The 24,959-nt window shown below is 63.2% G+C and carries 23 protein-coding genes; 18 read left to right on the plus strand and 5 right to left on the minus strand.

Going from position 1 to position 24,959, the window contains the following annotated elements; all coding sequences use genetic code 11:
* Nucleotides 1–5: 5 nt before the first annotated feature.
* The 3 genes from ACT531_RS08815 to ACT531_RS08825 form a co-directional block, all read right to left on the minus strand.
* On the minus strand, nucleotides 6–917 hold the full coding sequence (locus ACT531_RS08815) for a 2OG-Fe(II) oxygenase (protein WP_110959393.1): 912 nt from the start codon (nucleotides 915–917) through the stop codon (nucleotides 6–8).
* Nucleotides 918–954: 37 nt separating this feature from the next.
* Nucleotides 955–1,740, minus strand: a complete 786-nt coding sequence (yaaA, locus tag ACT531_RS08820) for a peroxide stress protein YaaA (RefSeq protein WP_476017180.1) — start codon at nucleotides 1,738–1,740, stop codon at nucleotides 955–957.
* Nucleotides 1,741–1,973: 233 nt separating this feature from the next.
* Nucleotides 1,974–5,078 carry an Rne/Rng family ribonuclease gene (locus tag ACT531_RS08825; protein ID WP_476017181.1) on the minus strand — a complete coding sequence of 1,035 codons (3,105 nt, stop codon included), beginning with the start codon at nucleotides 5,076–5,078 and terminating at the stop codon, nucleotides 1,974–1,976.
* Between the two features lie 598 nt (nucleotides 5,079–5,676).
* On the opposite strand from ACT531_RS08825, the gene ACT531_RS08830 reads away from it, so the two are divergent.
* From ACT531_RS08830 to ACT531_RS08845, 4 genes are all read left to right on the plus strand, one after another.
* On the plus strand, nucleotides 5,677–6,678 hold the full coding sequence (locus ACT531_RS08830) for an RluA family pseudouridine synthase (protein WP_476017182.1): 1,002 nt from the start codon (nucleotides 5,677–5,679) through the stop codon (nucleotides 6,676–6,678).
* Nucleotides 6,679–6,705: 27 nt separating this feature from the next.
* Entirely contained in the window at nucleotides 6,706–7,380 is a 675-nt protein-coding gene (locus ACT531_RS08835; protein WP_476017183.1) for an HAD family hydrolase, read from the plus strand.
* Between the two features lie 26 nt (nucleotides 7,381–7,406).
* Nucleotides 7,407–7,784: a Rieske (2Fe-2S) protein gene (locus ACT531_RS08840; protein WP_110959388.1), complete on the plus strand. Its 378-nt coding sequence runs from the start codon at nucleotides 7,407–7,409 to the stop codon at nucleotides 7,782–7,784.
* 92 nt (nucleotides 7,785–7,876) lie between these two features.
* Entirely contained in the window at nucleotides 7,877–8,923 is a 1,047-nt protein-coding gene (locus ACT531_RS08845; RefSeq protein ID WP_015013182.1) for a S49 family peptidase, read from the plus strand.
* A 268-nt stretch (nucleotides 8,924–9,191) separates the two neighbouring features.
* Here the strand turns inward: ACT531_RS08845 and ACT531_RS08850 are convergent, their stop codons facing one another.
* Both ACT531_RS08850 and ACT531_RS08855 read right to left on the minus strand, forming a co-directional pair.
* Nucleotides 9,192–9,968 carry an SAM-dependent methyltransferase gene (locus ACT531_RS08850; RefSeq protein ID WP_343734970.1) on the minus strand — a complete coding sequence of 259 codons (777 nt, stop codon included), beginning with the start codon at nucleotides 9,966–9,968 and terminating at the stop codon, nucleotides 9,192–9,194.
* The gene (locus tag ACT531_RS08855; RefSeq protein WP_476017184.1) at nucleotides 9,965–10,564 is read right to left on the minus strand and encodes a Maf family nucleotide pyrophosphatase; all 600 of its coding nucleotides are present in this window, start codon (nucleotides 10,562–10,564) and stop codon (nucleotides 9,965–9,967) included. The genes ACT531_RS08850 and ACT531_RS08855 overlap by 4 nt, the downstream gene beginning before the upstream one ends.
* Nucleotides 10,565–10,589: 25 nt before the next feature.
* On the opposite strand from ACT531_RS08855, the gene ACT531_RS08860 reads away from it, so the two are divergent.
* The 14 genes from ACT531_RS08860 to lepB all read left to right on the plus strand — a co-directional run bounded on the left by ACT531_RS08860 (nucleotide 10,590) and on the right by lepB (nucleotide 24,923).
* Complete coding sequence (locus ACT531_RS08860; RefSeq protein WP_043565232.1) at nucleotides 10,590–11,138, plus strand: YceD family protein; 549 nt, start codon at nucleotides 10,590–10,592, stop codon at nucleotides 11,136–11,138.
* 111 nt (nucleotides 11,139–11,249) lie between these two features.
* Nucleotides 11,250–11,432 (plus strand): 50S ribosomal protein L32, encoded by a 183-nt coding sequence (gene rpmF / locus ACT531_RS08865; protein ID WP_005794249.1) that lies wholly within the window; start codon nucleotides 11,250–11,252, stop codon nucleotides 11,430–11,432.
* 107 nt (nucleotides 11,433–11,539) lie between these two features.
* On the plus strand, nucleotides 11,540–12,592 hold the full coding sequence (gene plsX, locus ACT531_RS08870; protein ID WP_476017185.1) for a phosphate acyltransferase PlsX: 1,053 nt from the start codon (nucleotides 11,540–11,542) through the stop codon (nucleotides 12,590–12,592).
* Entirely contained in the window at nucleotides 12,592–13,569 is a 978-nt protein-coding gene (locus ACT531_RS08875; protein WP_476017186.1) for a beta-ketoacyl-ACP synthase III, read from the plus strand. The genes plsX and ACT531_RS08875 overlap by 1 nt, the downstream gene beginning before the upstream one ends.
* 59 nt (nucleotides 13,570–13,628) lie before the next feature.
* On the plus strand, nucleotides 13,629–14,579 hold the full coding sequence (gene fabD, locus ACT531_RS08880; protein WP_422849078.1) for an ACP S-malonyltransferase: 951 nt from the start codon (nucleotides 13,629–13,631) through the stop codon (nucleotides 14,577–14,579).
* On the plus strand, nucleotides 14,576–15,325 hold the full coding sequence (fabG, locus tag ACT531_RS08885; RefSeq protein WP_209817183.1) for a 3-oxoacyl-ACP reductase FabG: 750 nt from the start codon (nucleotides 14,576–14,578) through the stop codon (nucleotides 15,323–15,325). The genes fabD and fabG overlap by 4 nt, the downstream gene beginning before the upstream one ends.
* 103 nt (nucleotides 15,326–15,428) lie before the next feature.
* Nucleotides 15,429–15,668: an acyl carrier protein gene (acpP, locus tag ACT531_RS08890; protein ID WP_003058049.1), complete on the plus strand. Its 240-nt coding sequence runs from the start codon at nucleotides 15,429–15,431 to the stop codon at nucleotides 15,666–15,668.
* 48 nt (nucleotides 15,669–15,716) lie between these two features.
* A complete protein-coding gene (gene fabF, locus ACT531_RS08895; protein WP_291441507.1) occupies nucleotides 15,717–16,961 on the plus strand; it encodes a beta-ketoacyl-ACP synthase II in 1,245 nt (414 codons plus the stop codon).
* A 649-nt stretch (nucleotides 16,962–17,610) separates the two neighbouring features.
* Nucleotides 17,611–18,237, plus strand: a complete 627-nt coding sequence (gene rpoE / locus ACT531_RS08900) for an RNA polymerase sigma factor RpoE (protein WP_015013192.1) — start codon at nucleotides 17,611–17,613, stop codon at nucleotides 18,235–18,237.
* Nucleotides 18,238–18,246: 9 nt separating this feature from the next.
* Nucleotides 18,247–18,906, plus strand: coding sequence for a sigma-E factor negative regulatory protein (locus tag ACT531_RS08905; RefSeq protein ID WP_309825531.1), 660 nt, complete (start codon nucleotides 18,247–18,249; stop codon nucleotides 18,904–18,906).
* A 36-nt stretch (nucleotides 18,907–18,942) separates the two neighbouring features.
* On the plus strand, nucleotides 18,943–19,995 hold the full coding sequence (locus tag ACT531_RS08910; protein WP_309825529.1) for a MucB/RseB C-terminal domain-containing protein: 1,053 nt from the start codon (nucleotides 18,943–18,945) through the stop codon (nucleotides 19,993–19,995).
* A 164-nt stretch (nucleotides 19,996–20,159) separates the two neighbouring features.
* On the plus strand, nucleotides 20,160–21,629 hold the full coding sequence (locus ACT531_RS08915; protein WP_309825526.1) for a DegQ family serine endoprotease: 1,470 nt from the start codon (nucleotides 20,160–20,162) through the stop codon (nucleotides 21,627–21,629).
* 511 nt (nucleotides 21,630–22,140) lie between these two features.
* The gene (gene lepA / locus ACT531_RS08920; RefSeq protein ID WP_476017187.1) at nucleotides 22,141–23,949 is read left to right on the plus strand and encodes a translation elongation factor 4; all 1,809 of its coding nucleotides are present in this window, start codon (nucleotides 22,141–22,143) and stop codon (nucleotides 23,947–23,949) included.
* Nucleotides 23,949–24,923 (plus strand): signal peptidase I, encoded by a 975-nt coding sequence (lepB, locus tag ACT531_RS08925; protein WP_476017188.1) that lies wholly within the window; start codon nucleotides 23,949–23,951, stop codon nucleotides 24,921–24,923. The genes lepA and lepB overlap by 1 nt, the downstream gene beginning before the upstream one ends.
* The last annotated feature ends 36 nt before the right edge of the window (nucleotides 24,924–24,959 follow it).

The raw sequence follows: 24,959 nt of genomic DNA on the forward strand, positions 1-24,959 counted from the left end.
TGTTTTTACTGAAATTCCCGCTCGCGCAGCCATTTGGTGGCGATCCATTTGTCCCCTGCGATCACGGGGGCGCCGCCATGCAGGGTGCGGGTGGACGGGTGCGGGCGCTCGTAGCTGAAGAACACCGCGTTGCCACGCTGCGGCGCGACCTCCAGGTGCACGTCGGGGAAGGTGGTGCCGCCGCCCTTTTCGGGCGTGTTGAGGTACATCACCAGCGTGCCCACGCGCTGGCCGCCGCGTTTGATGATGCTGGGCGTGCCAGGCTCGGCGGGGTCGAAGTAGTCGTAGTGGGGTTTGTATTCGGCACCCGGGCGGTAATGCAGCACCTGCAGGCCTTCGCCGTTTTCGATGGGCCACTGGAGCAGGCGCGCGATGCGCTCTTCGATGCGCTGGATCAACGGGCTTTGGCCGCGCTGGAAGAACATGCCGTCGCTGGTGCGGTCGGCGTTGATCTCTTCGCCGCCGGTCTTTGTGGCCACGGTGAGCGAGCGTGCCATGCGGGGCTCTGCGGCGGCGATCAGGGCATCACACTCCTCCGGCGACAGCAGGTTGCCAAACACCACGATGCGCGGCTGCGCCATGGCCAGCAGCACATTCACGGTGCGGTCTCCGCAGTCCACCTGGGCGGGGGATTCATCCAGCCGGGGCTCGGGCACCGGCACTGCCGAGGGCAGGCCCTGCTGCACGGCCAGGTCGTTCAGGTGCTCCTGCAGCGTGATCTCCAGCGCGTCGGCGGCCACGTCCTCGTCCCAGCCTGCGTCGCGCATGGATTGCAGCACCACGGGTGCGGCGTAGCCCGCCTGTGCCTGCTCAATGATCCAGCGGCGCAGCTCGGGCGTGATGGCCTGCCGCGCTGCGCTGGGGCGTTGGGTGCTGGTGGTCGTGCCGTCCGGGTGCTGGTCAGAACGCAATGTCATGGCGGTCCTTCAACAAGAAAGAGCAGGGGAGGAGTGTTTATAAGGCCGGCGGGGCCTTGCGCCGGAAGACCAGGCGCTCGGGCGTGGAGGAGGCCGGGGCAAAGGCATAGCCGTCCAGATCGAAGCCTTCGAGCTGGTGGGGTGTGGCAAGGCGGTGGGTGATGGCATAGCGCGCCATCAGGCCGCGTGCGCGCTTGGCAAAGAAGCTAATGATCTTGTAGTTGCCGCCCTTCCAGTCCTCGAACACGCATTCGATCACGCGCGCCTTGAGCACCTTGCGGTCCACGGCCTTGAAGTATTCCTGCGAGGCGAGGTTGACCACCACCGGCGTGGTGTCGGCGCGCAGCCGGGTGTTGAGATGCTCGGCAATCTGGCGGCCCCAGAACTGGTAGAGGTTGCTGCCCGCGCCGGTGGCCAGGCGCGTGCCCATCTCCAGGCGGTAGGGCTGCATGCGGTCCAGCGGCCGCAGCACGCCGTACAGGCCGCTCAGGATGGCGACATGGCTCTGGGCCCAGTCCAGGTCGTCAGCGCTCAGGCTGCGGGCCTGCAGCCCCTCGTACACGTCACCATTGAAGGCCAGCACCGCCTGGCGCGAGTTGTGGGCGGTGAAGCGGGGGCGCCAGGCTTGGTATCGCGCCACGTTCAGGGCCGCGAGCGTGTCGCTCAGTTCCATCAGCGACGCAATCTGCTGCGGCGACTGCTCGCGCAGCACCTCGATGAGGGCCGTGGACTGCGGCACAAACTGCGGCGTGGTGTGGGGTAGGCCTTCGGGAACGGGCGTCTCGTAGTCGAGCGATTTGGCGGGAGACAGCAGGAACAGCATGGGGTGAGGGGTCCGTGAATCTCGGGAGTGGGGCGTGGCCTAGGCGGCGCGGGCAGTGGGCTGCACTGCGGCACCGGCGACCCGAAATGGTACCTGCTGACAGGCTGCCTCCGGCCGCTTGCGGGTATTGGCGCGAAGGGCCGCGCACACTCGGCGGCCCCAAAAAAAGAAGGCGGCCTGAGCCGCCTTCTGGGTGATGGCTACCGCCCTGGGGCAGCAGCCATTGCAGCGCGTCAGGCTGCGGGGGGCTGCTCAAATGGCAGCGCCATGGCCGACAGGTCGCGGCGGGTTTCCACCAGCACCAGCGGGCCTTCGTCCAGCACCACCGCTGGGGGGCGCTCGCGGGGCACGCGGATGGGCTTGGGCTCGGCAGCGATGGCGGCCTGCACGGCCGCAATCTTGTCTGCGTCCGAGTTCACCCACTGCAGACCCGATGCGGCAGCCACTTGCTGCAGTTCATCGATGGGCAGCGTGAACGCTTGGACGCGCGGCAGGCCCTTGGCAGGCGCTGCTGCGGGTGCTGCAGGCGCCGGTGCGGCAGCGGCCGGAGCGGGTGCCGCGACCGGAGCCGGTGCGGCCACGGGGGCAGCAACAGGCGCTGGAACAGCTACAGGTTCGGTAGCCGCTGCGACTGGCGCTGCGGCCACAGGGGCTGTCGCCGGTGCCACAGGCTCTGCGGCGGGCGTGTTGTTGCTGAAGTAGCTGCGGCGTGGCGCTTCGTCCTGTGCCGCGGCGGGCTCGGCCTGGGTGGGGTCGAAGTCCAGCATGGCGGGGGCTGCGGCTTCGGCGTTGCCGTTGGCGTCGCGTGGGCCACGCTCGCCACGTTCGCGGCGGTCACGGCCGTAGCGGTCGCGGGAGCGGCGCTCGCGGCGTTGCTCTTCGCTGGCGCCATTGCCATTGCCATTCGCGGGTGCGTCATTGCCACTCAGGTCCAGATCTGGCAGCGAGGCGAGTGGCGCGGTGTCGGCAAAGTCGCCAGCAGCGGCTGGGGCTGCTGCCTCCTGGGCCTCAACCGCACGGGGAGCGCGTTCACCACGCTCGCCACGGTTGCCACCGCGATCACCGCGTTCGCGGCGCGGGCCGCGTTCGCCACGGGGTTGCTGGGCGGGTTGGCCTTCTGCACCACCGGCGTTGCCTGCGTTGGGGCCTTCCACCTGAGCGGTGGCGGCGTTGGTGTTGTCACCGTTCGTGCCAGCGTTCAGGTTGCGCGGCTCGCTGTCGCGGCGGCCACGGCCGCCTTCACGGCCTTCGCCGCGTCCGTTGCGGCCACCGTCACGGCCTTCGCCTTCGGGGCGGCGCTCTGCGTCGCGGGGTGCGCGGCCTTCGGCCGAACGTTCACCACGGCGGCCACGGCTTTCGCCGGTGCTGCCTTCGCGGTTACCGTCACGCGGTGCGCCTTCGCGCTGACCGTCGCGGTTGCCATCACGACCGCCACGGCGGCCACGGCTTTCGCCATTGCGGCCTTCGCGGCGGGGTTCGCCACGGCCGGTGGTTTCGGCTGCGGCCGGTGCGGCGGCTGGCGCAGCCGTTGCCACCGGGGCGGGTGCGGCAGGGGCGCTGCCAAAGCCGAACAGGCTCTTGAGCCAGGCGAAGAAGCCTTGCTCCTGCGGCGCGGGGGCGACAGGCGCCGGAGCGGCCACGGGGGCTGGTGCAGGGGCTGCATGGGCTGTGGGGCGCTGGCCGCCACGGGGTGGGCGCGCCGCGCCTTCGGGGCGGGGTTCGGCCACGGGGGCGGGGGCGTCAGGCAGCACGCCCTTGATCACCGGGGTCTGCTTGTTGGTGGGCTCCTGCGAGCGGCGTGTGACAGACGTCGGGTCTTCCACTTCTTCGGCGAGTTTGTAGCTGGCTTCGATGTGGTCCAGGCGCGGGTCGTCGTGCTTGAGGCGCTCCAGGCGGTAGTTGGGGGTTTCCAGCGTCTTGTTGGGAACCATCAGCACGGCCACGCGCTGCTTGAGTTCGATCTTGGCGATCTCGGTGCGCTTTTCGTTCAGCAGGAACGAGGCCACTTCCACCGGCACCTGGCAGTGCACGGCGGCGGTGTTGTCCTTCATCGACTCTTCTTGAATGATGCGCAGGATCTGCAGCGCCGACGATTCGGTGTCACGGATATGGCCTGAGCCACCGCAGCGGGGGCAGGGGATGGACGAGCCTTCGGACAGCGCAGGCTTCAGGCGCTGGCGGCTCATTTCCATGAGGCCGAACTTGCTGATGGTGCCGAACTGCACGCGGGCGCGGTCCTGGCGCAGCGCATCGCGCAGGCGGTTCTCGACCTCACGGCGGTTCTTCGACTCTTCCATGTCGATGAAGTCGATCACGATCAGGCCGCCCAGGTCGCGCAGGCGCATCTGGCGGGCCACTTCATCGGCGGCTTCCAGGTTGGTGCGGGTGGCAGTTTCCTCGATGTCGCCGCCCTTGATGGCGCGGGCCGAGTTCACGTCCACGGACACCAGTGCTTCGGTGTGGTCGATCACGATGGCGCCGCCCGAGGGCAGGCTCACGGTGCGGGCGTAGGCCGACTCGATCTGGTGCTCGATCTGGAAGCGGCTGAATAGGGCGGCGTCGTCGCGGTAGCGCTTCACGCGGGCAGCATGCTCGGGCATGACGTGCGCCATGAACTGCTGCGCCTGTTCGTAGATGTCGTCGGTATCGATGAGGATGTCACCGATGTCGTTGTTGAAGTAGTCGCGGATCGCGCGGATGACGAGCGACGATTCCTGGTAGATCAGGAAGGCGCCCTTGCCGCCCTTGGCGGCGCCATCGATGGCGTTCCAGAGCTTGAGCAGGTAGTTCAGGTCCCACTGCAGCTCTGGCGCGGTGCGGCCGATGCCAGCGGTGCGCGCAATGATGGACATGCCGTTGGGGTACTCCAGCTGGTCCATCGCCTCCTTGAGTTCGGCACGGTCCTCGCCCTCAATGCGGCGCGACACGCCGCCACCCCGGGGGTTGTTGGGCATCAGAACCACATAGCGGCCGGCCAGGCTGATGAAAGTGGTGAGGGCAGCGCCCTTGTTGCCGCGCTCTTCCTTTTCGACCTGGACCAGCAGCTCCTGGCCTTCCTTGATGACTTCGTTGATGCGCGCCTGGCTGGGCGACACGCCGGGGGCGAAGTACTGGCGCGAGATTTCCTTGAACGGCAGGAAGCCGTGGCGGTCTTCGCCGTAATCGACAAAGCAGGCTTCCAGCGAGGGCTCGACGCGCGTGACGACGGCCTTGTAGATGTTGCCCTTGCGCTGCTCGCGCCCTTCAATCTCGATTTCGTAGTCGAGGAGCTTTTGTCCGTCGACGATGGCCAGGCGCCGTTCTTCGGGCTGCGTGGCGTTGATGAGCATCCGCTTCATGATGCGATTCCTTCAGTGTGTTGCGGACAGCAGCGATGCAGACGTCCCTCTCAGCGGGGAAAGCTGCGCGGGCTGCCGCCCACAGTTCCAAACCATTAACAACAAGCTCTACAGGAGCTGTGAATGCCTGGACTGACGCATCGAAACGAAGGGAATTGCCGGGAATGCCAATGATCTGCCGCGCTCTAGCGCAGCATCGTGAGGCAGGGGCGCGTGGATGGGGGCGAGTGGTAGGAGCGCAGTTTTGCTAGCAAAAAAGTAGCTGGTTGCGCTTGCTGGCTGGGCGCTAGAGCCGAATAGGAGCGTGCAGCCGGGGGCATCAGCCACCGCCACAAGGTCACCATCCAGCTCATCAACAACCACATGCTCGCTTTGATCCGCTGGCAGGCTGCGCCCGGGTAGGGTGCATCTGCCAGCTGGGGGATTCCGTATCAGTGTTTCAATCTGTCAGCCCGCCGCACGGCATGCGGGCCACCACAGGCATCTGGCCTGCAATCTGCGCGCACGACGCCCGCTGGCATCGACCTGCCTGCGTGAGGGGCAAGGGCTGTGTGGACTAAACTCCAGACAAATCAACCACTTACATAACAACGCGCAGGTGAAACACATTATAGGGGCCAAACCGCCCGCAGCTTCTGCGGGGCTTCCCGCAGCCCGCCTGGTGGAAGTGGATGCTGACTCCGCCGGCCAGCGGCTCGATAACTTTTTGATACGCCACCTGAAAGGTGTGCCAAAAACGCATGTCTACCGCATCATCCGCAGCGGCGAGGTGCGCATCAACAAAGGCCGCGTGAGTGCCGACACCCGCGTCGAGGCGGGCGACATCGTGCGCCTGCCGCCTGTCCGGATTTCAGACAAGGTCGCCGAAAAGGCCGAGCGCCCGGCGCCCGCACGCGAATTTCCCATCCTGCTCGAAGACGAGCACCTGATCGCCATCGACAAACCCGCTGGCGTGGCGGTGCACGGCGGCAGTGGTGTGAGCTTCGGCGTGATCGAGCAACTGCGCCAGGCGCGCCCGGCCTCCAAGTTCCTGGAGTTGGTGCACCGACTGGACCGCGAAACCTCCGGCATCCTGCTGGTGGCCAAGAAGCGGTCAGCGCTCACTCACCTGCAAGACCAGTTCCGCGAGCGCGAGACGGGCAAAACCTATCTGGCGCTGGTCACGGGCACCTGGCCCGCCAACAAGAAGGTCATCGACCTGCCGCTGCACAAATACCTGCAGGCCGACGGCGAACGCCGCGTGCGCGTGGCCACCGCCGACGACCCGGACGGCATGCGCTCCATCACCCTGGTCAAGGTGCGCAGCACGGCAGCGGCCCGGCCGGAGCAGGGCCTGCCCGCGATGTCGCTGCTGGAGGTAACCATCAAGACCGGCCGCACCCACCAGATCCGCGTGCACCTGGCCAGTCAGGGACACGCCATCGTTGGCGACGACAAATACGGCGATTTCGACCTCAACAAACGCCTGCAGAAGCAGGGGATGAAGCGCATGTTTCTGCATGCCTGGCGGTTACAGTTCAACCACCCCGCCTCGGGTGAACGCGTGCAGCTGATCGCCGAGCTGCCCCCCGAGCTGGCCGATTTTGTGCCCGCCGCCTGATGATCCTGCGCGAGAAAACCTGCTCTCATGTCCGCCAAAAACTTCCGTCCGCGCCGCTTCGACCTCATCGCCTTTGACTGGGATGGCACGCTGTTCGATTCCACCGCCATCATCGTGCGCTGCATCCAGGCGGCGGTGCGCGATGTGGGCGGCACCGTGCCCACCGACAAGGAGGCCGCCTACGTGATCGGCATGGGCCTGATGCAGGCGCTGGCCCATGCGGCGCCCGATGTGCCGCCCGAGAAGTACACCGAGCTGGGCAACCGCTATCGCTTTCACTACATCCAGCACCAGGACGACCTGAGCCTGTTTGAAGGCGTGCTGCCTCTGCTGAACGACCTGCGCGAGCGCGGCCACCTGCTGGCCGTGGCCACCGGCAAAAGCCGGCGCGGGCTGGACGAGGCGCTGCACACGGTTCAACTCAAGGGCGTATTCGACGGCTCCCGCACCGCAGACCAGACCGCAGGCAAGCCCCACCCCCTGATGCTGCAGGAGCTGATGGCTGAATTTGACGTGGCGCCGGAGCGCCTTTTGATGATTGGCGACACCACGCACGACCTGCAGATGGCCGTCAACGCGGGCTGCGCGAGTGTGGGGGTGAGCTATGGCGCCCATGAGCCTGACGCCTTCCACGCACTCCAGCCGCTGGCGGTAGCCCATTCGGTGCGCGAACTGCACGACTGGCTGCTGAACAACGCCTAACGCTGGGCCGTGAAGCGGAGCAAGCCATGAACACGTCGCCCGAGCAGTCCTTCGCTTTGTGCAACAGCGCCGACCTCGTCGATGGGGGGCGGGCCGTGCCGTTTGATGTCGTGTACGCGGGCCAGACCTGCCGGGCCTTTGCAATCCGCTACCAGGGCCTGCCACACGCCTACCTCAATCGCTGCACCCATGTGGCGATGGAGATGGACTACCAGCCCGACCGCTTTTTTGACGACACGGGCCACTGGCTGTTGTGCGCGACCCACGGCGCGGCTTATTTGCCCCACACCGGCCAGTGCGCGGGCGGACCCTGCCGGGGTGGACTGGTGAAAATTGCCCTGTCGGAGAGGGATGGCGTGGTGCGCTGGCATACTGCCTACAACCTGCAGCCCGTAGAGTTCTAGAAAATCCAGATGAATTACCCTGATGTGCTGTCGCCTGGTTCCGTCCGGCACGGCGCGCGGGCTGCAGCGGTGCAGTTCCCAGGACGCATGACATGACAGACCCCCAACAGCCCGGTTCGTCGGGCTTTGACCCCAAAACCAATTCCGCGCCCGATCTGTGGGCGCAAGCAGCTACAAATTCAGGAGCACCTGTGAGCGACTCATCGCGTGAACCCGGCTGGGAACGTGCCACGCTGGAAAAGCTGGCCTTTGCTGCTCTCAATGAGCAACGCAGCGCCCGCCGCTGGAAGATTTTTTTCCGCCTGGCCTGGCTGGCCCTGCTGGCGGCGATTGCGTTTGCCGCCTTGCGCCAGGCATCGCCCAGCACCAGCACCAGCACGCCGCACACAGCGGTGGTGGACATCAAGGGCGAAATCGCCAGCGGTGCCGAGGCCAGTGCCGAGTTTGTGGTGGCCGCCATGCGCAGCGCGCTGGAAGACGAGGGTTCGCAGGCCTTGGTGCTGTTGATCAACTCGCCGGGCGGCAGCCCCGTGCAGGCGGGGATCATCAACGACGAGATCGTGCGCCTGAAGGCCAAGCACAAGAAACCGATCTACGCCGTGGTGGAAGAAACCTGCGCCTCGGCCGCCTACTACATCGCTGCCGCTGCCGACGACATCTACGTGGACAAGGCCAGCATCGTGGGCAGCATCGGCGTGCTGATGGATGGCTTCGGCTTCACTGGCACCATGGAAAAGCTGGGTGTGGAACGCCGCCTGCTCACCGCCGGTGAAAACAAAGGCTTTCTCGACCCCTTCAGCCCGCAGACCGAAAAGCAGCGCGCCTACGCGCAGACCATGCTGGACCAGATCCACCAGCAATTCATTGCCGTGGTGAAGGCTGGCCGGGGTGATCGCCTCAAGACCACGCCCGACACCTTCAGCGGCTTGTTCTGGACGGGCCAGCAGGCCGTGGAGATGGGGCTGGCCGACAAGCTGGGTAACCTGGACTATGTGGCGCGCGAAGTGGTCAAGGCCGAAGACATCATCGACTACACCCGCCGTGACAACGTGGCCGAGCGCCTGGCCAAGCGCTTTGGCGCTGCCGTGGGCATGGGCGCGGTCAAATCGCTGGCTGTATCGGGGCCGCAGCTGCGCTGACATTCGCCTGGAAGTCAGCCGGGGAACTTGATCATCCACAAGCCCTTGAATTGACTGGAGATGTGTATCCAAAGCCCCGGCAGAGGTTTCTGTCGGGGCTTTTTTTGTGGGTCCTGGCTGTGTGCGCTGCATCTGGCGCCTGTGCGAGGCCGTTGTGCAGCGTTTTGCGGTGTTTTCGGGCGAATGCGCTAGTGAAATATGTCTGAAATGCTCTTAAATTTATAGCGTTTCAGGCGCCGCGCGTGTATCGTGCCGCCCCGTCGCTGTCTCAGCGCCCCAGTGCAAACACCACGGGTGTGCGGTTGTCCGGTGGCGCGGGCTGCTGCTTCCACTGGCGCACCAGCTGGCTTTGCACCCGCGCATCGGGCAGGGTCAGGCCGCTGGCCAGCGCCAGCCGGGTGTGCGGCTGCAGCGTCTGCACCAGGGCCTGCCACAGGGCAGGGTTGCGGTACGGGGTTTCGATGAACAGCTGGGTCTGGCCCGTGCGTAGCGCCAGGCCCTCCAGCTCCTTGATGCGCTGTGTGCGCTCTTGCCCGTCTTGCGGCAGGTAGCCGACAAAGGCGAAGTTTTGGCCGTTGAGGCCGCTGGCCGCCAGCGCCAGCAGCAGAGACACCGGCCCGACCAGTGGCACCACGCGCAGGCCCAGGTCGTGCGCAGCCCGCACCACCGACGAGCCGGGGTCGGCCACGGCGGGCATGCCCGCTTCGCTGACCAGTCCGACATCGTGCCCGTTCAGCGCAGCAGCCAGCAGCGGGCGGGCGTCGAACGGGGCTGAGCCCTTGTCGCCGTGGTCGCCTTTCTTGTGCACCTCGCGTGGCAACTCGGTGATCTGCTGTTGCTGCAGGGACAGGGCCAGGGGGTACAGCGCGTCAATCCGCTTCAGGTAAGCGCGTGTGCTTTTGGCGTTTTCGCACACCCAGTGGGTCAGGCGGGCGGCTGTTTGCAGGGTGGCAGAGGGCAATGCATCTTGCAGCGGGGCCTGGGTGTCGCAGCCAAAGTCCAGGGGGGCAGGCACAAGATACAGCGTGCCGGATTTGACGCTCATGGCAGCACCAGCCCTGCTGCGCGCAGCATGCGGCATGTGCGGATCAGTGGCAGCCCGATGAGCGCCGTGGGGTCATCGCTGTGGATGGCGTCCAGCAGTGCAATGCCCAGGCCTTCGCTCTTGGCGCTGCCCGCGCAGTCGTAGGGCTGTTCGGCGCGCAGGTAACGTTCGATTTCCTCGTCCGACAGGTCGCGGAACTTCACCTCCACGGGGGCGAGGTCCACCTGCTCAAAGCCGGTGGCGGCGCACACCACGGCCAGCGCGGTCTGGAACACCACCGTCTGGCCGCGCATCTCGCGCAACTGCTGCACGGCGCGCTCGTGCTGGCCCGGTTTGCCCAGCGGCTCTCCGGCCAGGTCGGCCACCTGGTCGGACCCGATCACCACCGCTTCGGGGTGCTGCCGTGCCACAGCTTTCGCTTTAGCCAGCGCCAGGCGCAAGGCCAGGGCGCGGGGCGCCTCGCCGGGCAGGGGGGTTTCATCGACATGGGGTGCGGTCACTTCGAAAGGCAGGTTCAGCCGTTCCAGCAATTCGCGCCGGTAGCGCGAGGTCGAGCCCAATACCAGAGGGCGTTGCGAGGAGGGGGATTGATGCATACGCCGATTCTCTTACACTGCCGCCATGACCAAGGAATTCTCCGCACAGCGCCTCGACGTGAAAGCCTTTGCACAGGCGGGCGGTCGGCTGGCGGGCCACGACTCGCTGTTGAAGTACGAACGCCTGGCGCAAGAGGCCAAAGGCCTGCACCCGGACCTGCTGGTGGACTGGGAGGCGACCGGTGAAATACGCACCGCGCTAGGCGGAATGGGGCAGGTCTGGTTGCACATCAAGGTACGCGCCAGCTTCCCTATGGAGTGCCAGCGCTGCCTGACGCCGGTAGACGTCCCGCTGGAGGTGGATCGCGAGTTCCGCTTCGTGGCCGATGAAGCCACGGCCGAGGCCCTGGACGATGAGAGCGAAGAAGACCTGCTGGCCCTGAGCCGCGAGTTTGATTTGCACGAGCTCATCGAAGACGAATTGCTGATGGCCTTGCCCGTGGTGCCCAAACATGACGAGTGCCCGACCTCGGTGCCTCTGGCGTCTTCTGACGACGATTTTGAAGAAGCCAATGCCGAAAAACCCAACCCGTTCGCTGCCTTGGCCGCTTTGCGCAAGGACGCCAAAGACTGATTGGCGGGCCCAAAAAGCATTTGGGTTATAATCGTGGGCTTCACGCGAACCCCATCGTGTCTTTTTGGGCTGATCGCGTTTTTACCAACCTATTCCAGATCAGGAGCCATCATGGCCGTTCAGCAAAACAAAAAGTCCCCTTCCAAGCGCGGTATGCACCGCTCGCACAATGCCCTGAATGTGCCAGGCATTGCTGTGGAACCCACTACCGGTGAAACGCACCTGCGTCACCACATCAGCCCCAACGGTTTCTACCGTGGCCGTCAGGTGCTGAAGAACAAGTCTGAAGCCTGACCTTCACTCCATCCAAAGGCCCGTTGCTACACACCCTGTAGCGCGGGCCTTTGTTTTGACCGTCGTATTCATTTCTCGGCCCTTCGGGCCGACCGGACAAGTCGCCCATGATCACACTGGCTGTTGACTGCATGGGGGGCGACCACGGCCCCCGCGTCACGCTCGCGGCGTGCCGCCAGTTTCTCGACCACCACCCGGATGCCCGCCTGCTGCTAGTTGGCCTGGCGGATAGCCTGCAATCGTTTTCCCACGACCGAGCCACCATCGTGCCAGCTACCGAAGTGGTGGCCATGGACGATCCGGTGGAGGTGGCTTTGCGCAAGAAGAAGGATTCTTCGATGCGGGTTGCCATCCAGCAGGTCAAGGACGGCGCTGCATCGGCGGCGGTGTCTGCCGGCAATACCGGGGCCCTGATGGCCATTGCCCGGTACCTTCTCAAGACGCTGGACGGCATCGACCGGCCCGCCATCGCCACCCAGATGCCCAACGCCACCGGCGGTGCCACAACCGTCCTGGATCTGGGCGCTAATGTCGATTGCTCGGCCGAACATCTGCTTCAGTTTGCCGTGATGGGCTCTGCCCTGGTGTCGGTTCTTCAAGAGGGGGGTGAGCCCACGGTGGGCCTGCTGAATATTGGTGAAGAAGTCATCAAGGGCAGTGAAGTGATCAAAAAAGCGGGTGAATTGCTGCGATCTGCGGCCAATTCCGGTGATTTGAACTTCTATGGCAATGTCGAGGGCAACGATATCTTCAAGGGCACGGTGGATATCGTGGTCTGTGACGGTTTCGTGGGCAATGTGGCCCTCAAGGCCAGCGAAGGGGTAGCCTCGATGATCATCGGGGCGCTCAAAACCGAGTTTTCGCGCCACATTTTTACCAAAATGGCTGCCATCGTCGCTTATCCGATTCTAAAAGCGTTGATGAAGCGCATGGATTATCGTCGTTACAACGGTGCGGCGCTGCTGGGCCTGCGCGGGCTGGTGTTCAAGAGCCACGGATCGGCAGACGCCATGGCTTTCGAGCAGGCGTTGAACCGGGCGTATGATGCAGCCCGCAACAACCTGCTCGACCGTGTCCGGACCCGGATTGCGCATGCGGCGCCCCTGCTGGCGCCTGCAGATGCCCAGCCCCAGCCTGGCGTTGCGGCGACCCCACAATAATGAGACGTTATTCCCGCATTACCGGCACCGGCAGCTACCTGCCCCCACGCCGGTTGACCAACGCCGATCTGGTCGCAGAACTGGGCCAGCGCGGCATCGAAACCTCGGATGAATGGATTGTGGAGCGCACCGGCATTCGGGCGCGCTACTTTGCCGCGCCGGATGTCACCGCCAGCGACCTCGGTTTGGAGGCTGCGCGCAACGCCTTGCAGGCCGCCAATCTGCAGCCCACTGACATTGATCTGATCATCGTGGCCACGTCCACGCCAGACATGGTGTTCCCGTCGGTCGCCTGTATTTTGCAGAACAAGCTGGGCGCCAATGGTTGCCCTGCTTTCGATGTGCAGGCGGTCTGCAGCGGGTTTGTTTATGCCCTGTCGGTGGCGGACTCCATGATCCAGACCGGTGCAGCCAACCGCGCCCTGGTGATTGGCGCCGAAGTTTTCAGCCGCATTCTGGACTTCAACGACCGCACTACCTGTGTGTTGTTCGGGGATGGCGCGGGCGCTGTGGTGCTGGAGGCCTCTGACACACCGGGCATTCTGTCGAGCGACTTGCACGCCGACGGCAAGCATGTGGATATTTTGTGTGTGCCCGGCAATGTGTCTGGCGGCAAGGTGCTTGGCGACCCGGTCCTCAAGATGGACGGGCAGGCGGTCTTCAAGCTGGCAGTCGGTGTGCTGGAGAAAGCGGCCCACGCGGCCTTGGCCAAGGCCGGGCTGACTGAGGCCGATATCGATTGGCTGATTCCGCACCAGGCCAACATTCGCATCATGCAGGGCACTGCCCGCAAACTGAAGATGTCCATGGACAAAGTCGTGGTCACGGTGGACCAGCACGGCAATACCTCGGCGGCGTCCATTCCTCTGGCTCTGGACCACGCGGTGCGTGCCGGTCAGGTCAAGAAAGGCGAAACCCTGCTGCTCGAAGGCGTGGGCGGCGGCTTCACCTGGGGCGCCGTGCTCCTGAAGTTGTAGCTGCTAGCGCAATAGGTACTAGCGCTACCGGCCAGTTTCATCATATTTCTGGATTTTTCATGAAGTCTTTTGCATTTGTCTTTCCTGGGCAAGGCTCGCAATCGGTGGGCATGCTGGATGGCTGGGGTGACCACCCGGTGGTGGCTCAGACCCTGAAGGAAGCCTCGGATGCCTTGGGCGAAGATGTTGGCCTGCTGATCAAGGAAGGCCCCAAGGAAGCGTTGGCTCTCACCACCAACACCCAGCCGGTGATGCTGGTCGCGGGTGTGGCGGCATGGCGGGTGTGGCGCGCAGAAGGTGGCGCAGCCCCAGCGGCTGTGGCGGGGCATTCGCTGGGTGAATACTCCGCCCTGGTGGCGGCTGGTGTGCTGACGCTGGCGCAGGCGGCTCCGCTCGTGCGGTTGCGCGCAGCGGCCATGCAAGAGGCTGTGCCCGTCGGGACCGGAGCCATGGCCGCCATTCTGGGCATGGAGGCTTCCAAGGTCATCGCCGGTTGCGCCGAGGCATTGGCCTCGTTCGGCCCGGGCACGGCCGAAGTGGTGGAGGCTGTCAATTTCAACGACCCGATCCAGACCGTGATCGCTGGTACCAAGGCGGCGGTGGACAAGGCCTGCGAAGTGCTTAAGGCGGCGGGCGCCAAGCGTGCATTGCCCCTGCCGGTGTCGGCGCCTTTCCACTCCAGCCTGATGAAGCCGGCCGCTGAAAAGCTGCGTGTGGCGCTGGCAGACGTTGCCTTGGCTGCCCCCCAGATTCCGGTGGTCAACAACGTGGACGTGGCGGTGCAGCAGGACGCTGATGCCATTCGCGAAGCGCTCTATCGCCAGGCCTTCGGCCCCGTGCGCTGGGTGGAATGCGTGCATGCGCTCAAGGCGCGCGGTGTGACGCACATCATTGAATGTGGCCCCGGCAAGGTGCTGGCTGGCCTCACCAAACGCATCGACCCCGAACTGGTCGGTGCTGCATTGTTTGACTCGGCCACGCTGGCCGAAACCCGGGAGTTGTTGGCATGACGGAATCGACCCAGACAGCGGCGCAAGTGGCGCTGGTGACCGGCGCATCGCGCGGCATTGGCGCGGCCATTGCCCTGGAATTGGCGGTGCGCGGCTACCAGGTGGTGGGCACGGCCACCACGGATGAAGGCGCTGCGCGCATCGGCCAGGCGCTCTCGGCTTACCCTGGCTGCCGGGGTGCCAACCTGAACGTGAACGATGTGGCTGCAGTCGAGGCCTTGATGGACGCCATCGTCAAGCAGCAAGGCGGCCTGCATGTCCTGGTGAACAACGCCGGCATCACGCGCGACACCTTGGCCATGCGCATGAAAGACGATGACTGGGATGCGGTGCTGGACACCAATCTCAAGGCCGTATTCCGCACAAGCCGTGCCGCTATTCGCCCGATGATGAAGCAGCGCTTTGGGCGCATCATCAGCATCACCAGCGTGGTGGGTGCGTCGGGCAATCCGGGGCAGGCCAACTATGCTGCGGCCAAGGCGGGTGTGGCGGGTATGACGCGTGCACTGGCCCGTGAGCTGGGCAGCCGCAACATCACCGTGAACTGCGTGGCACCCGGTTTCATCGAGACTGACATGACCTCCGTGCTGCCCGAAGAACAGCAAAAAGCGCTCAATGCGCAGATCCCGCTGGGTCATATGGGCAAGCCTGCGGACATCGCACACGCGGTGGCATACCTTGCCTCGCGCGAGGCTGGCTACGTGACGGGGCAGGAGTTGCACGTCAATGGCGGCATGTACATGTAATTAAGACAAGTTAACGCCGGTTCATCCGGACGGCGGGTCGTTTAGGGGCTTCTCCTTAAGCGGCTAGAATCGCGGATTCATTCACAACCCCCAGAGGGAAACCATGAGCGATATCGAAGCACGCGTCAAAAAAATCATTGCCGAACAACTCGGTGTGGAAGAGTCCCAAGTCACCAATGAAAAGGCCTTCGTGGCAGACCTCGGTGCCGACTCGCTCGACACGGTGGAACTGGTGATGGCTCTGGAAGACGAATTCGGCATCGAGATCCCGGACGAAGACGCCGAGAAGATCACCACGGTGCAAAACGCCATCGACTACGCCAACACCCACCAGAAGGCCTGAGCGGCGCCCTGCGCCTGACTCAAGCGATCAGCAGAAGGTTTTATACGCATGAGCCGTCGTCGCGTTGTCGTGACCGGCCTGGGTTGCGTCAGCCCCGTGGGTAACACGGTGGCCGATTCCTGGGCCAACCTCCTTGCCGGCCGATCCGGCATTGACCTCATCACCAAGTTCGACGCGTCGAACTTCGCCTGCAAGATTGCGGGAGAGGTCAAAGGTCTTGACCTGGAGTCGTACATCAGCGCCAAGGACGCGCGCGCGATGGACACCTTCATCCACTACGGCATTGCTGCCGCGGCGCAGGCCGTGCAGGACGCAGGCCTTCCCACGGGGGAAGCGCTCAGTGAGGAGTTCGCCACACGCATTGCCTGCGTTATCGGCTCCGGCATTGGCGGCCTGCCGCTGATCGAAGACACCCACGCCGAACTGGTCAGCCGTGGACCCCGGCGTATCACCCCATTTTTTGTCCCTGCGTCCATCATCAACATGGTGGCAGGGCATGTGTCCATGCGTTTTGGCTTCAAGGGCCCCAACCTTGCCGTGGTGACTGCCTGCACAACGGGCTTGCACTGCATTGGCGAGGCAGGACGCATGATCGAATACGGCGATGCCGACGTGGTTGTGGCTGGCGGGACCGAATCCACGGTTTCCCCGCTGGGCATTGGTGGGTTTGCCGCCATGCGCGCACTGTCCACCCGCAACGACGATCCCAAGACAGCATCCCGCCCATGGGACAAGGATCGCGACGGTTTTGTGCTTGGCGAGGGCGCTGGCGTGATGGTGCTGGAAGAGTACGAGCACGCCAAGGCCCGAGGTGCCAAGATTTACGCCGAACTCAGCGGCTTTGGCATGAGCGCAGATGCTGGGCACATGACGGCTCCCAACATGGACGGGCCTCGGCGCGCCATGCTCAGTGCACTGCGCAATGCCGGGATCAATGTGGATCAGGTGGACTATCTCAATGCCCACGGCACGTCCACCCCCTTGGGCGACATCAACGAAACCAACGCGATCAAGGCGGCCTTGGGCGACCATGCCTACAAGACCGTGGTGAGCTCCACCAAGTCCATGACGGGCCACTTGCTTGGTGGTGCGGGCGGTATTGAGAGCGTGTTCACCGTGCTCGCCCTGCACGAACAAAAAGTGCCACCCACCATCAACCTGTTCAACCAGGACCCGGAATGTGATCTGGACTACTGTGCCAACACGGCGCGGGACATGAAGATCGACGTGGCCGTCAAGAACAACTTCGGTTTTGGCGGTACCAACGGAACGCTGGTGTTCAAACGCGTCTGATTGGGCGCAAACATCACGGATTCGGTTGCAACAAGCATTGCTTGTCCGCTTGCGACCGTCCTCCCAAAGGAGTACGTCGTCGTTTTTTTGGCGCTCGCAGGCATTCGGTCTGTCGGCCTGAGCAGGTAGTCCTGTGACACTGCTCTCAAGGCGTGCTCCTTCTGTTCAGTACCCGCTGCGGCGCAGCAGGGTGTTGGGTGCATTGCTATTGGCTCTTTTGTTCACCGGGGCCGGGGTCGTGGCTGCTTGGGTGAGCTCTGGGGCGCGCGATGCAGTTGTATCGGCTGCTGTGGCCCTCGGACTCTGGCTGTTGGCAGCGGCGGGTGCAGCCCATTTCTGGTGGGGCCAGCCTCGCGGAGTGCTGCAATTCGATGGTCAAGCCTGGACGCTGGGCCAAACGGCAAAGTCCTTTAGTGGGCCACTGGCGCTTTCTGTCCCTCCGGAGGTCTTGCTGGATCTGCAGGTGCACCTGTGGGTGCGCATCGTGCCCATAGGGCATTCGGCCCAGTGGTTATGGCTGGAGCGCTCCAGCCAGCCTGAGCGCTGGATGGACTTGCGCCGTGCGGTATATTCGCGCGCCAGATCGGGCGTTGACAACGCTGACGAAACCGCCCGGCAAGCTGTTGCAGGGCGTGAATCCTGAGTATCCATGACTGTAATTCCGCCTTCCCCCTCCGAAGACAGCGATCTCCAACTGGTGGAGCGCACGGTAGCGGGCGACCAGCGCGCCTATGAATTGCTGGTCATCAAGTACCAGCGTCGCATCGAGCGACTCATCGGACGTATGGTGCGTGACACGGACTTGGTCCAGGACATTGCCCAGGAAACCTTCATTCGCGCCTATCGGGCGCTGCACCAGTTCCGTGGCGACGCCCAGTTCTACACCTGGCTGTACCGGATTGCCGTCAACACTGCCAAAAAGGCGCTGATGGACATGAAGCGCAACCCGGTCATTTCTGAAAATGCCTTCCGGGGTTCCGAGGATGAAGATGAAACTTCCCGCCTTGGACACGAACTAACCAGCGACGAAACTCCAGAGACTGTTCTTGCGGCCCAAGAAATTGCGCAGGTCGTGAACGCAGCTATGGAGGCCTTGCCTGACGATCTGCGCCAAGCGGTCACGCTGCGAGAGATTGAGGGGCTCAGTTACGAAGAAATTGCAACCGCAATGGGATGTCCCATAGGTACGGTGCGGTCTCGAATTTTTCGGGCGCGCGAAGCCATTTCGGCCAAAGTGCGTCCCTTGCTCGAAAACCAGTCGGGCAAACGGTGGTGAGGTGATCGAATGAACAAGGCAGAAACAGGTATCAATACCCCGGCAGAACTTGACTTGCGCGAAGTGCGAAGCGAGCAGTTGTCGGCGCTGGCAGACGGTCAGCTCCATGGTGACGAGTTCGCCGCTGCGCTGGCCTGGGCGGCGGAAGATGAAGGACGAGACACCTGGGGGGTGTATCACCTTGTGGGCGATGTGTTGCGCTCCTCTGACCTGGCCCGGCCAGTCAATCCAGCATTTCTATCCCGTTTGCGCGACGAGCTTGCCAAGGAAGCGCCGCCACAGCGCCCTCAGGCTCCGGCTGAACTGGACCCACTAGACCATGTAGCAGCTCACTTGCCGGAGGCCGCCAATGCTTCGGTGTTCCGCTGGAAGATGGTGGCGGGTTTTGCATCGCTGGCCGCCGTGGCGGCCATAGGCTGGACCTCGTTCTCCCAACTCCAGGGTGCCGGCGGGCCGGGGGCGCAACTGGCCGCATCTTCCCCCGAGCGCGCGACGGCGCAAGGCGCGCCTGTGGTGGCCGTTGCAGACGCAGACGGTCAGCAAGTGATGATCCGCGACCCCCGTTTGGACGAGTTGCTGGCCGCCCACAAGCAGTTTGGCAGTACATCGGCCCTGCAGATGCCGGCGGGCTTTTTGCGCAACGCGACGTTTGAGACCCCTGGCCGCTGAACCGTGGATGGCAATTTCTGGCGCTGAGATCGTGTGATGAACCCCTCTGGAGTAGTGAAGGTCTTTGGAATTTCCCGGGTTCGTTGGTTTGGCTCGCTGATCGCGGCGGCACTTTGCGGACTGAGCGTACTTCCTGCGGTGGCTGGCCCCGCTGAATCATCTGCCAGTGCACCGGCAGAGCGCGACATGGCGCAGTGGATTGAGCGCATGCACAGCGCGCCCTGCAGCCGCGCTTATGCCGGTACGTTCGTGGTGTTGTCAGCCAACGGCGCCATGTCCAGCTCACGCATCTGGCATGCATGCGACGGCCAGCAACAGCTGGAGCGGGTGGAGTCGCTCAGTGGTACACCGCGCACGGTCTATCGTCGCAATGATGAAGTTCGTACCTTTCTGCCCCAGGTGCGCGTCGTTCGGTCAGACCGTCGTGATACGTCCGGGCTCTTTCCGCGCGTACCTGTCGTCAGCGGAACGTCGATTGCCCAGTTTTACACACCCCGCCTGCTGGGCCAGGAGCGGGTGGCGGGCTTCATGTCGGATGTGGTTTCGTTTCAGCCCGCGGACACTCTGCGCTTTGGTTATCGGCTCTGGAGTGAGCGGGAGACCGGGCTGGTGGTGAAGCTGCAGACGCTGGCGGCGGACGGTCGGGTGCTGGAGCAGGCGGCTTTTTCCGAACTGGACCTCAACGCGCCGGTGAAGGTGGAGCAGCTGTCGCGTCTGATGGATGCGACCTCGGGTTACAAGGTGGTCGCACCTTCCGTCGTCAAGACCACGGCCAAGGCCGAAGGTTGGACCTTGCGCCAGCCGGTGGCGGGTTTTGTGCCTGTCAGTTGCCATCGCAGGGCGGTATCCGACGCGCCGGACGCCCCCAGTGTCTTGCAGTGTCTTTACTCCGATGGGTTGGCTTCGGTCTCGCTTTTCGTCGAGCCGTTTGACCCCCAGCGCCATCCCGCGCAGCCCCAGGTGTCCAGCATGGGAGCCACCCAGTTGCTGGCCCAACGTGGGCCATCAGACATGTGGCTGACTGCGGTGGGTGAAGTGCCACTGCAGACGCTGCGCCTCTTTGTCGGCCAACTGGAGCGCCTGCGCTGACCGGTGCTGTGGGACCGAAGCGGTGGGCCCATCGCTCGTGGACCTGTGGATCGTCGTGGGGTCATGGTGGTGGCCACGCATCCCGGGAACCATTTGGCGTCACACTCTTCACAGTCACACACAATTCGTGAACAGCATTCGCCAAGAATCAAGAAAGGTCGAAGATGCCGAAGTTTGATGGAAGTATGTTGCGTTCGGTGGCAGTGGCATGCCTGATGGGTGGTTTGGCCACTATGTCGTTAGCGCCCCATGCGGCGTTGGCACAGCCTGCACCACTGGTTCGAGGCCTGCCTGATTTCACTGATCTGGTGGATCAGGTGGGGCCTTCGGTGGTCAACATCCGCACGGTCGAGAAAGTGTCCAGTCGGTCCAATGCCAACGGCATGGACGAAGAGATGCTCGAATTCTTCCGCCGGTTTGGTGTTCCAATCCCCAACGTCCCGCGGCAGCAGCGGCCCCAACGACCCCAGCAGGAGGAAGAGGCTCAGCCACGCGGCGTGGGGTCGGGGTTCATCTTGACGTCGGACGGGTTCGTGATGACCAATGCGCACGTGGTCGATGGTGCCGATGAAGTCATCGTGACTTTGACCGACAAGCGCGAGTTCAAGGCGCGTATCGTGGGCGCCGACAAACGCACCGATGTAGCGGTGGTGAAGATCGAGGCGTCCGGACTGCCTGCGGTCAAGGTGGGCGACGTGAGCCGGCTCCGCGTGGGTGAATGGGTGATGGCGATTGGCTCACCCTTTGGGCTGGAGAACACGGTGACGGCAGGCATCGTCAGCGCCAAGCAGCGGGACACGGGCGACTACCTCCCCTTCATTCAGACGGATGTGGCCATCAACCCTGGGAACTCTGGAGGACCGCTCATCAACATGCGGGGCGAGGTGGTTGGCATCAACAGCCAGATCTATTCCCGCTCGGGGGGGTTCATGGGGATCTCATTCGCAATTCCCATGGATGAAGCCATCCGTGTGAGTGATCAACTGCGCGCGTCGGGCCGCGTGACGCGTGGCCGCATCGGCGTGCAGATCGGGCCAGTCACCAAGGACGTCGCCGAATCGATTGGTCTGGGCAAGGCGCAAGGAGCCTTGGTGACGGGGGTGGAGGCCGGATCGCCTGCCGACAAGGCCGGCGTGGAGGCGGGCGACATCATCACGCGGTTTGATGGCAAGCCCATTGAGAAAGTGGCAGACCTGCCGCGCTTGGTTGGTAACACTAAGCCGGGTAACCGCAGCTCCGTCACGGTGTTCCGTCGCGGTGCCTCGCGTGATCTAGCGATCACCATTGCTGAGATCGAGCCAGATAAGCCAGCGACCAAAGTGGCTGAGCGCGAAGAGAAGCCCAAGGCCTCGGCCGCTGCGCAGCAGGTGGGTTTGTCTGTGACCGACCTGACGGATGCCCAGAAGAAAGAGCTCAAGCTCAAGGGCGGTGTGGTGGTGGCTGCCGCTACGGATGCTGCTGCACGCGCGGGCCTGCGCGAAGGGGACATCATTTTGTCGGTGGCCAACACGGAAGTCTCGGGCGTGAAGGAGTTCGAGTCCGTGTTGTCCAAGGCCGATAAGAGCAAGGCTATCAATGTGCTCTACCGCCGCGGCGAGTGGGCGCAGTATGCGCTGATTCGTCCTGGCAAGTGAGCGAGGCGGAGGTCTGAGGGGAGTGGCTCCGCCCGGGGCGATTCCCTACTCAGAATGGGGGACTTTGCCGTGATCGCTGAATTTTTGACAGGTCGATCGCTGGCGCCGCAATGAGTCTAGATGTTAGCTTTTGCTAACTTTTTAAAGGGCCATCAACCACTTTCGATAGAATAGAGGCTGGCGTTCAACGCTTATCTGCATATCGACCGGCTCTGTGTTCACGATGTGGGATGTTTTTGTGCAATGCACAGTTGATCCACAGCTCGCCCACAAGTTGTTCAGCGTTGTTTGTGTGTGGGCTGTGCATAAACTGTGTATAAAATCCCTGTTGCACCATGGCAACTTCCCTCAGATACCGGAGGGTGGGCTTTTTCAGTTGGCCTTTTTGCCTACAATGAAGCTCCAACTATCGCAGTTGCCAATGATTGTTGGTTCAGGGCGCGTCGCCACTCGACGCGCCCTTTTTTCTTGTGCGCGCTGTTTTAATTCAATCACTTGACGCTTTCCGTTGATGAATCACATCAGAAATTTTTCCATCATTGCGCACATCGACCATGGCAAGTCGACGCTGGCCGACCGCTTGATCCAGCGGTGTGGAGGTCTTGCAGACCGTGAGATGGAGGCCCAGGTCCTGGACTCGATGGACATCGAAAAAGAGCGTGGGATAACCATCAAGGCGCAGACCGCTGCGCTGCATTACAAGGCGCGCGATGGGCAGGTCTACAACCTCAATCTGATCGACACACCGGGCCATGTGGACTTCTCCTACGAGGTCAGCCGTTCGTTGTCTGCGTGCGAGGGCGCACTGCTGGTCGTGGATGCATCGCAAGGGGTGGAGGCACAGACTGTGGCCAACTGCTACACCGCGCTGGATCTCGGTGTCGAAGTGCTGCCCGTGCTCAACAAGATGGACCTGCCACAGGCCGACCCCGACAACGCAAAGGCTGAGATCGAGGATGTCATCGGCATCGATGCCACGGATGCCATCCCATGCTCGGCCAAGACGGGCATGGGCATTGATGAAATCCTGGAGCTGATCGTCGCGAAGGTGCCAGCACCTCGTGGCAATCCCGATGCCCCACTGCGTGGGATGATCATTGACAGCTGGTTCGACCCATACGTCGGCGTGGTGATGCTGGTGCGCGTGGTGGATGGTCGCCTGCTCAAGGGCGAGCGCATCAAGATGATGGCATCGGGTGCGGCCTACAACGCTGACAACCTGGGTGTGTTCACGCCTGCCAACTCACCGCGCGACGCCCTCAATGCCGGCGAGGTGGGCTACATCATTGCGGGCATCAAGGAGCTGAAGGCCGCGAAGGTGGGCGACACCATCACGCTGGAAAAGAAGCTACCCAACAACCTGGGCCCGGCCGAGCAGGCGCTGCCCGGCTTCAAGGAAATCCAGCCCCAGGTGTTCGCCGGTCTCTACCCGACTGAAGCCAGCGAATACGACCAGCTGCGCGACGCGCTGGAAAAGCTCCAGCTCAATGACGCCTCGCTGCACTTTGAGCCGGAGGTGTCGCAAGCGTTGGGCTTCGGATTCCGCTGCGGCTTCCTGGGCCTCTTGCACATGGAGATCGTTCAGGAACGTCTGGAGCGTGAATTCGACCAGGACCTGATCACCACCGCGCCCAGCGTGGTGTACGAGGTGGTCAAGGGTGACGGCGAAGTCATCATGGTGGAGAACCCCTCCAAGATGCCGGAGCAGGGGCGTATCCAGGAGATCCGCGAGCCCATCGTCACGGTGCATCTGTACATGCCGCAGGAATACGTGGGCCCTGTGATGACGCTGGCCAACCAGAAGCGTGGCGTGCAGTTGAACATGGCCTACCATGGCCGCCAGGTGATGTTGACCTACGAGTTGCCGCTGGGCGAGATCGTGCTGGACTTCTTCGACAAGCTCAAGTCCGTGTCGCGCGGCTACGCGTCCATGGACTACGAGTTCAAGGAGTACCGCGCCTCCGATGTGGTGAAGGTGGACATCCTGCTCAACGGAGAAAAGGTCGATGCGCTGTCCATCATCGTCCACCGCAGCCAGTCGGCCTACCGTGGCCGCGCGGTGGCGGCCAAGATGCGCGAGATCATCAGTCGCCAGATGTTCGATGTGGCGATTCAGGCCGCCATCGGCGCCAACATCATTGCCCGTGAAACCATCAAGGCGCTGCGCAAGAACGTGCTGGCCAAGTGCTATGGGGGCGACATTACCCGCAAGCGCAAGCTGCTGGAGAAGCAGAAGGCCGGCAAGAAGCGCATGAAACAGATTGGATCGGTCGAGGTGCCTCAGGAGGCATTTTTGGCCATTTTGCAGGTGGAAGACTAATGCAGTTCATGCAAATTTTGACGTCGCTGGTGCTGGCGGCCTTTGTGGGTTACATCGGTGCCTGGTACACCGGGGCGATCGAGGGCAACTTTGCGCTGCTCCTGTTCCTTGCGACGGTCGTCACCGGTGTTTACTGGCTGGCGGAGCGTATTTATTTTCACCCTCGCCGGCGGCGTGCAGCCCAGGCCATTGAGGATGCAGCCGCCGAGCGGCGCGCAGAACTGGATCGCATGGGGATCCAGAAGGTGGACGTGGATGTGCAGGAAGCCAAGGGCCGCATCCTCATGCAACCCTGGTGGCTGGACTGGACGGCGGGCTTGTTCCCCGTGATTGCGGCCGTTTTCTTTTTGCGCTCGTTTCTGTTCGAGCCCTTCAAGATCCCGTCGGGCTCCATGATCCCGACCCTGCTGGTCGGTGATCTGATTCTGGTGAACAAATTCACATACGGTATCCGGCTGCCGGTCATCAACACACGGCTGACGGAAGGCACCCGGCCCGTACGTGGCGATGTGCTGGTGTTTCGCTACCCGCCACAACCGAGCATGGACTACATCAAGCGGGTGGTGGGTGTGCCGGGCGACGAGGTGGCCTACATCAACAAGCGCCTCACCATCAATGGGAAAGCGGTAGATACTAAAGCCTTGCCCGACTTCTTTGAAGAAGATTCGATGCGGTACTTCAAGCAGTTCGAAGAGCAACTGGGTGATCAGCCGCACCGGTTGTTGAACAACCCCGATGTGCCCGCCTTTGTACAAGGCGCTAGCAATTTTGCCTATCGTGAAAACTGCCGCTACAGTGTGGAAGGTGTCACTTGCAAGGTGCCGGAGGGGCATTACTTCATGATGGGTGACAACCGCGACAACTCACTGGATTCCCGTTACTGGGGGTTCGTGCCAGAGGGCAACATTGTGGGTAAGGCCTTTTTTGTCTGGATGAATTTCGGTAATCTCAAGCGCATCGGCTCGTTCCATTGAGCACGGGCGATTGCCAACAATATTGAGGGGATCATT

The organism is Acidovorax sp. DMC1 (assembly GCF_056314325.1).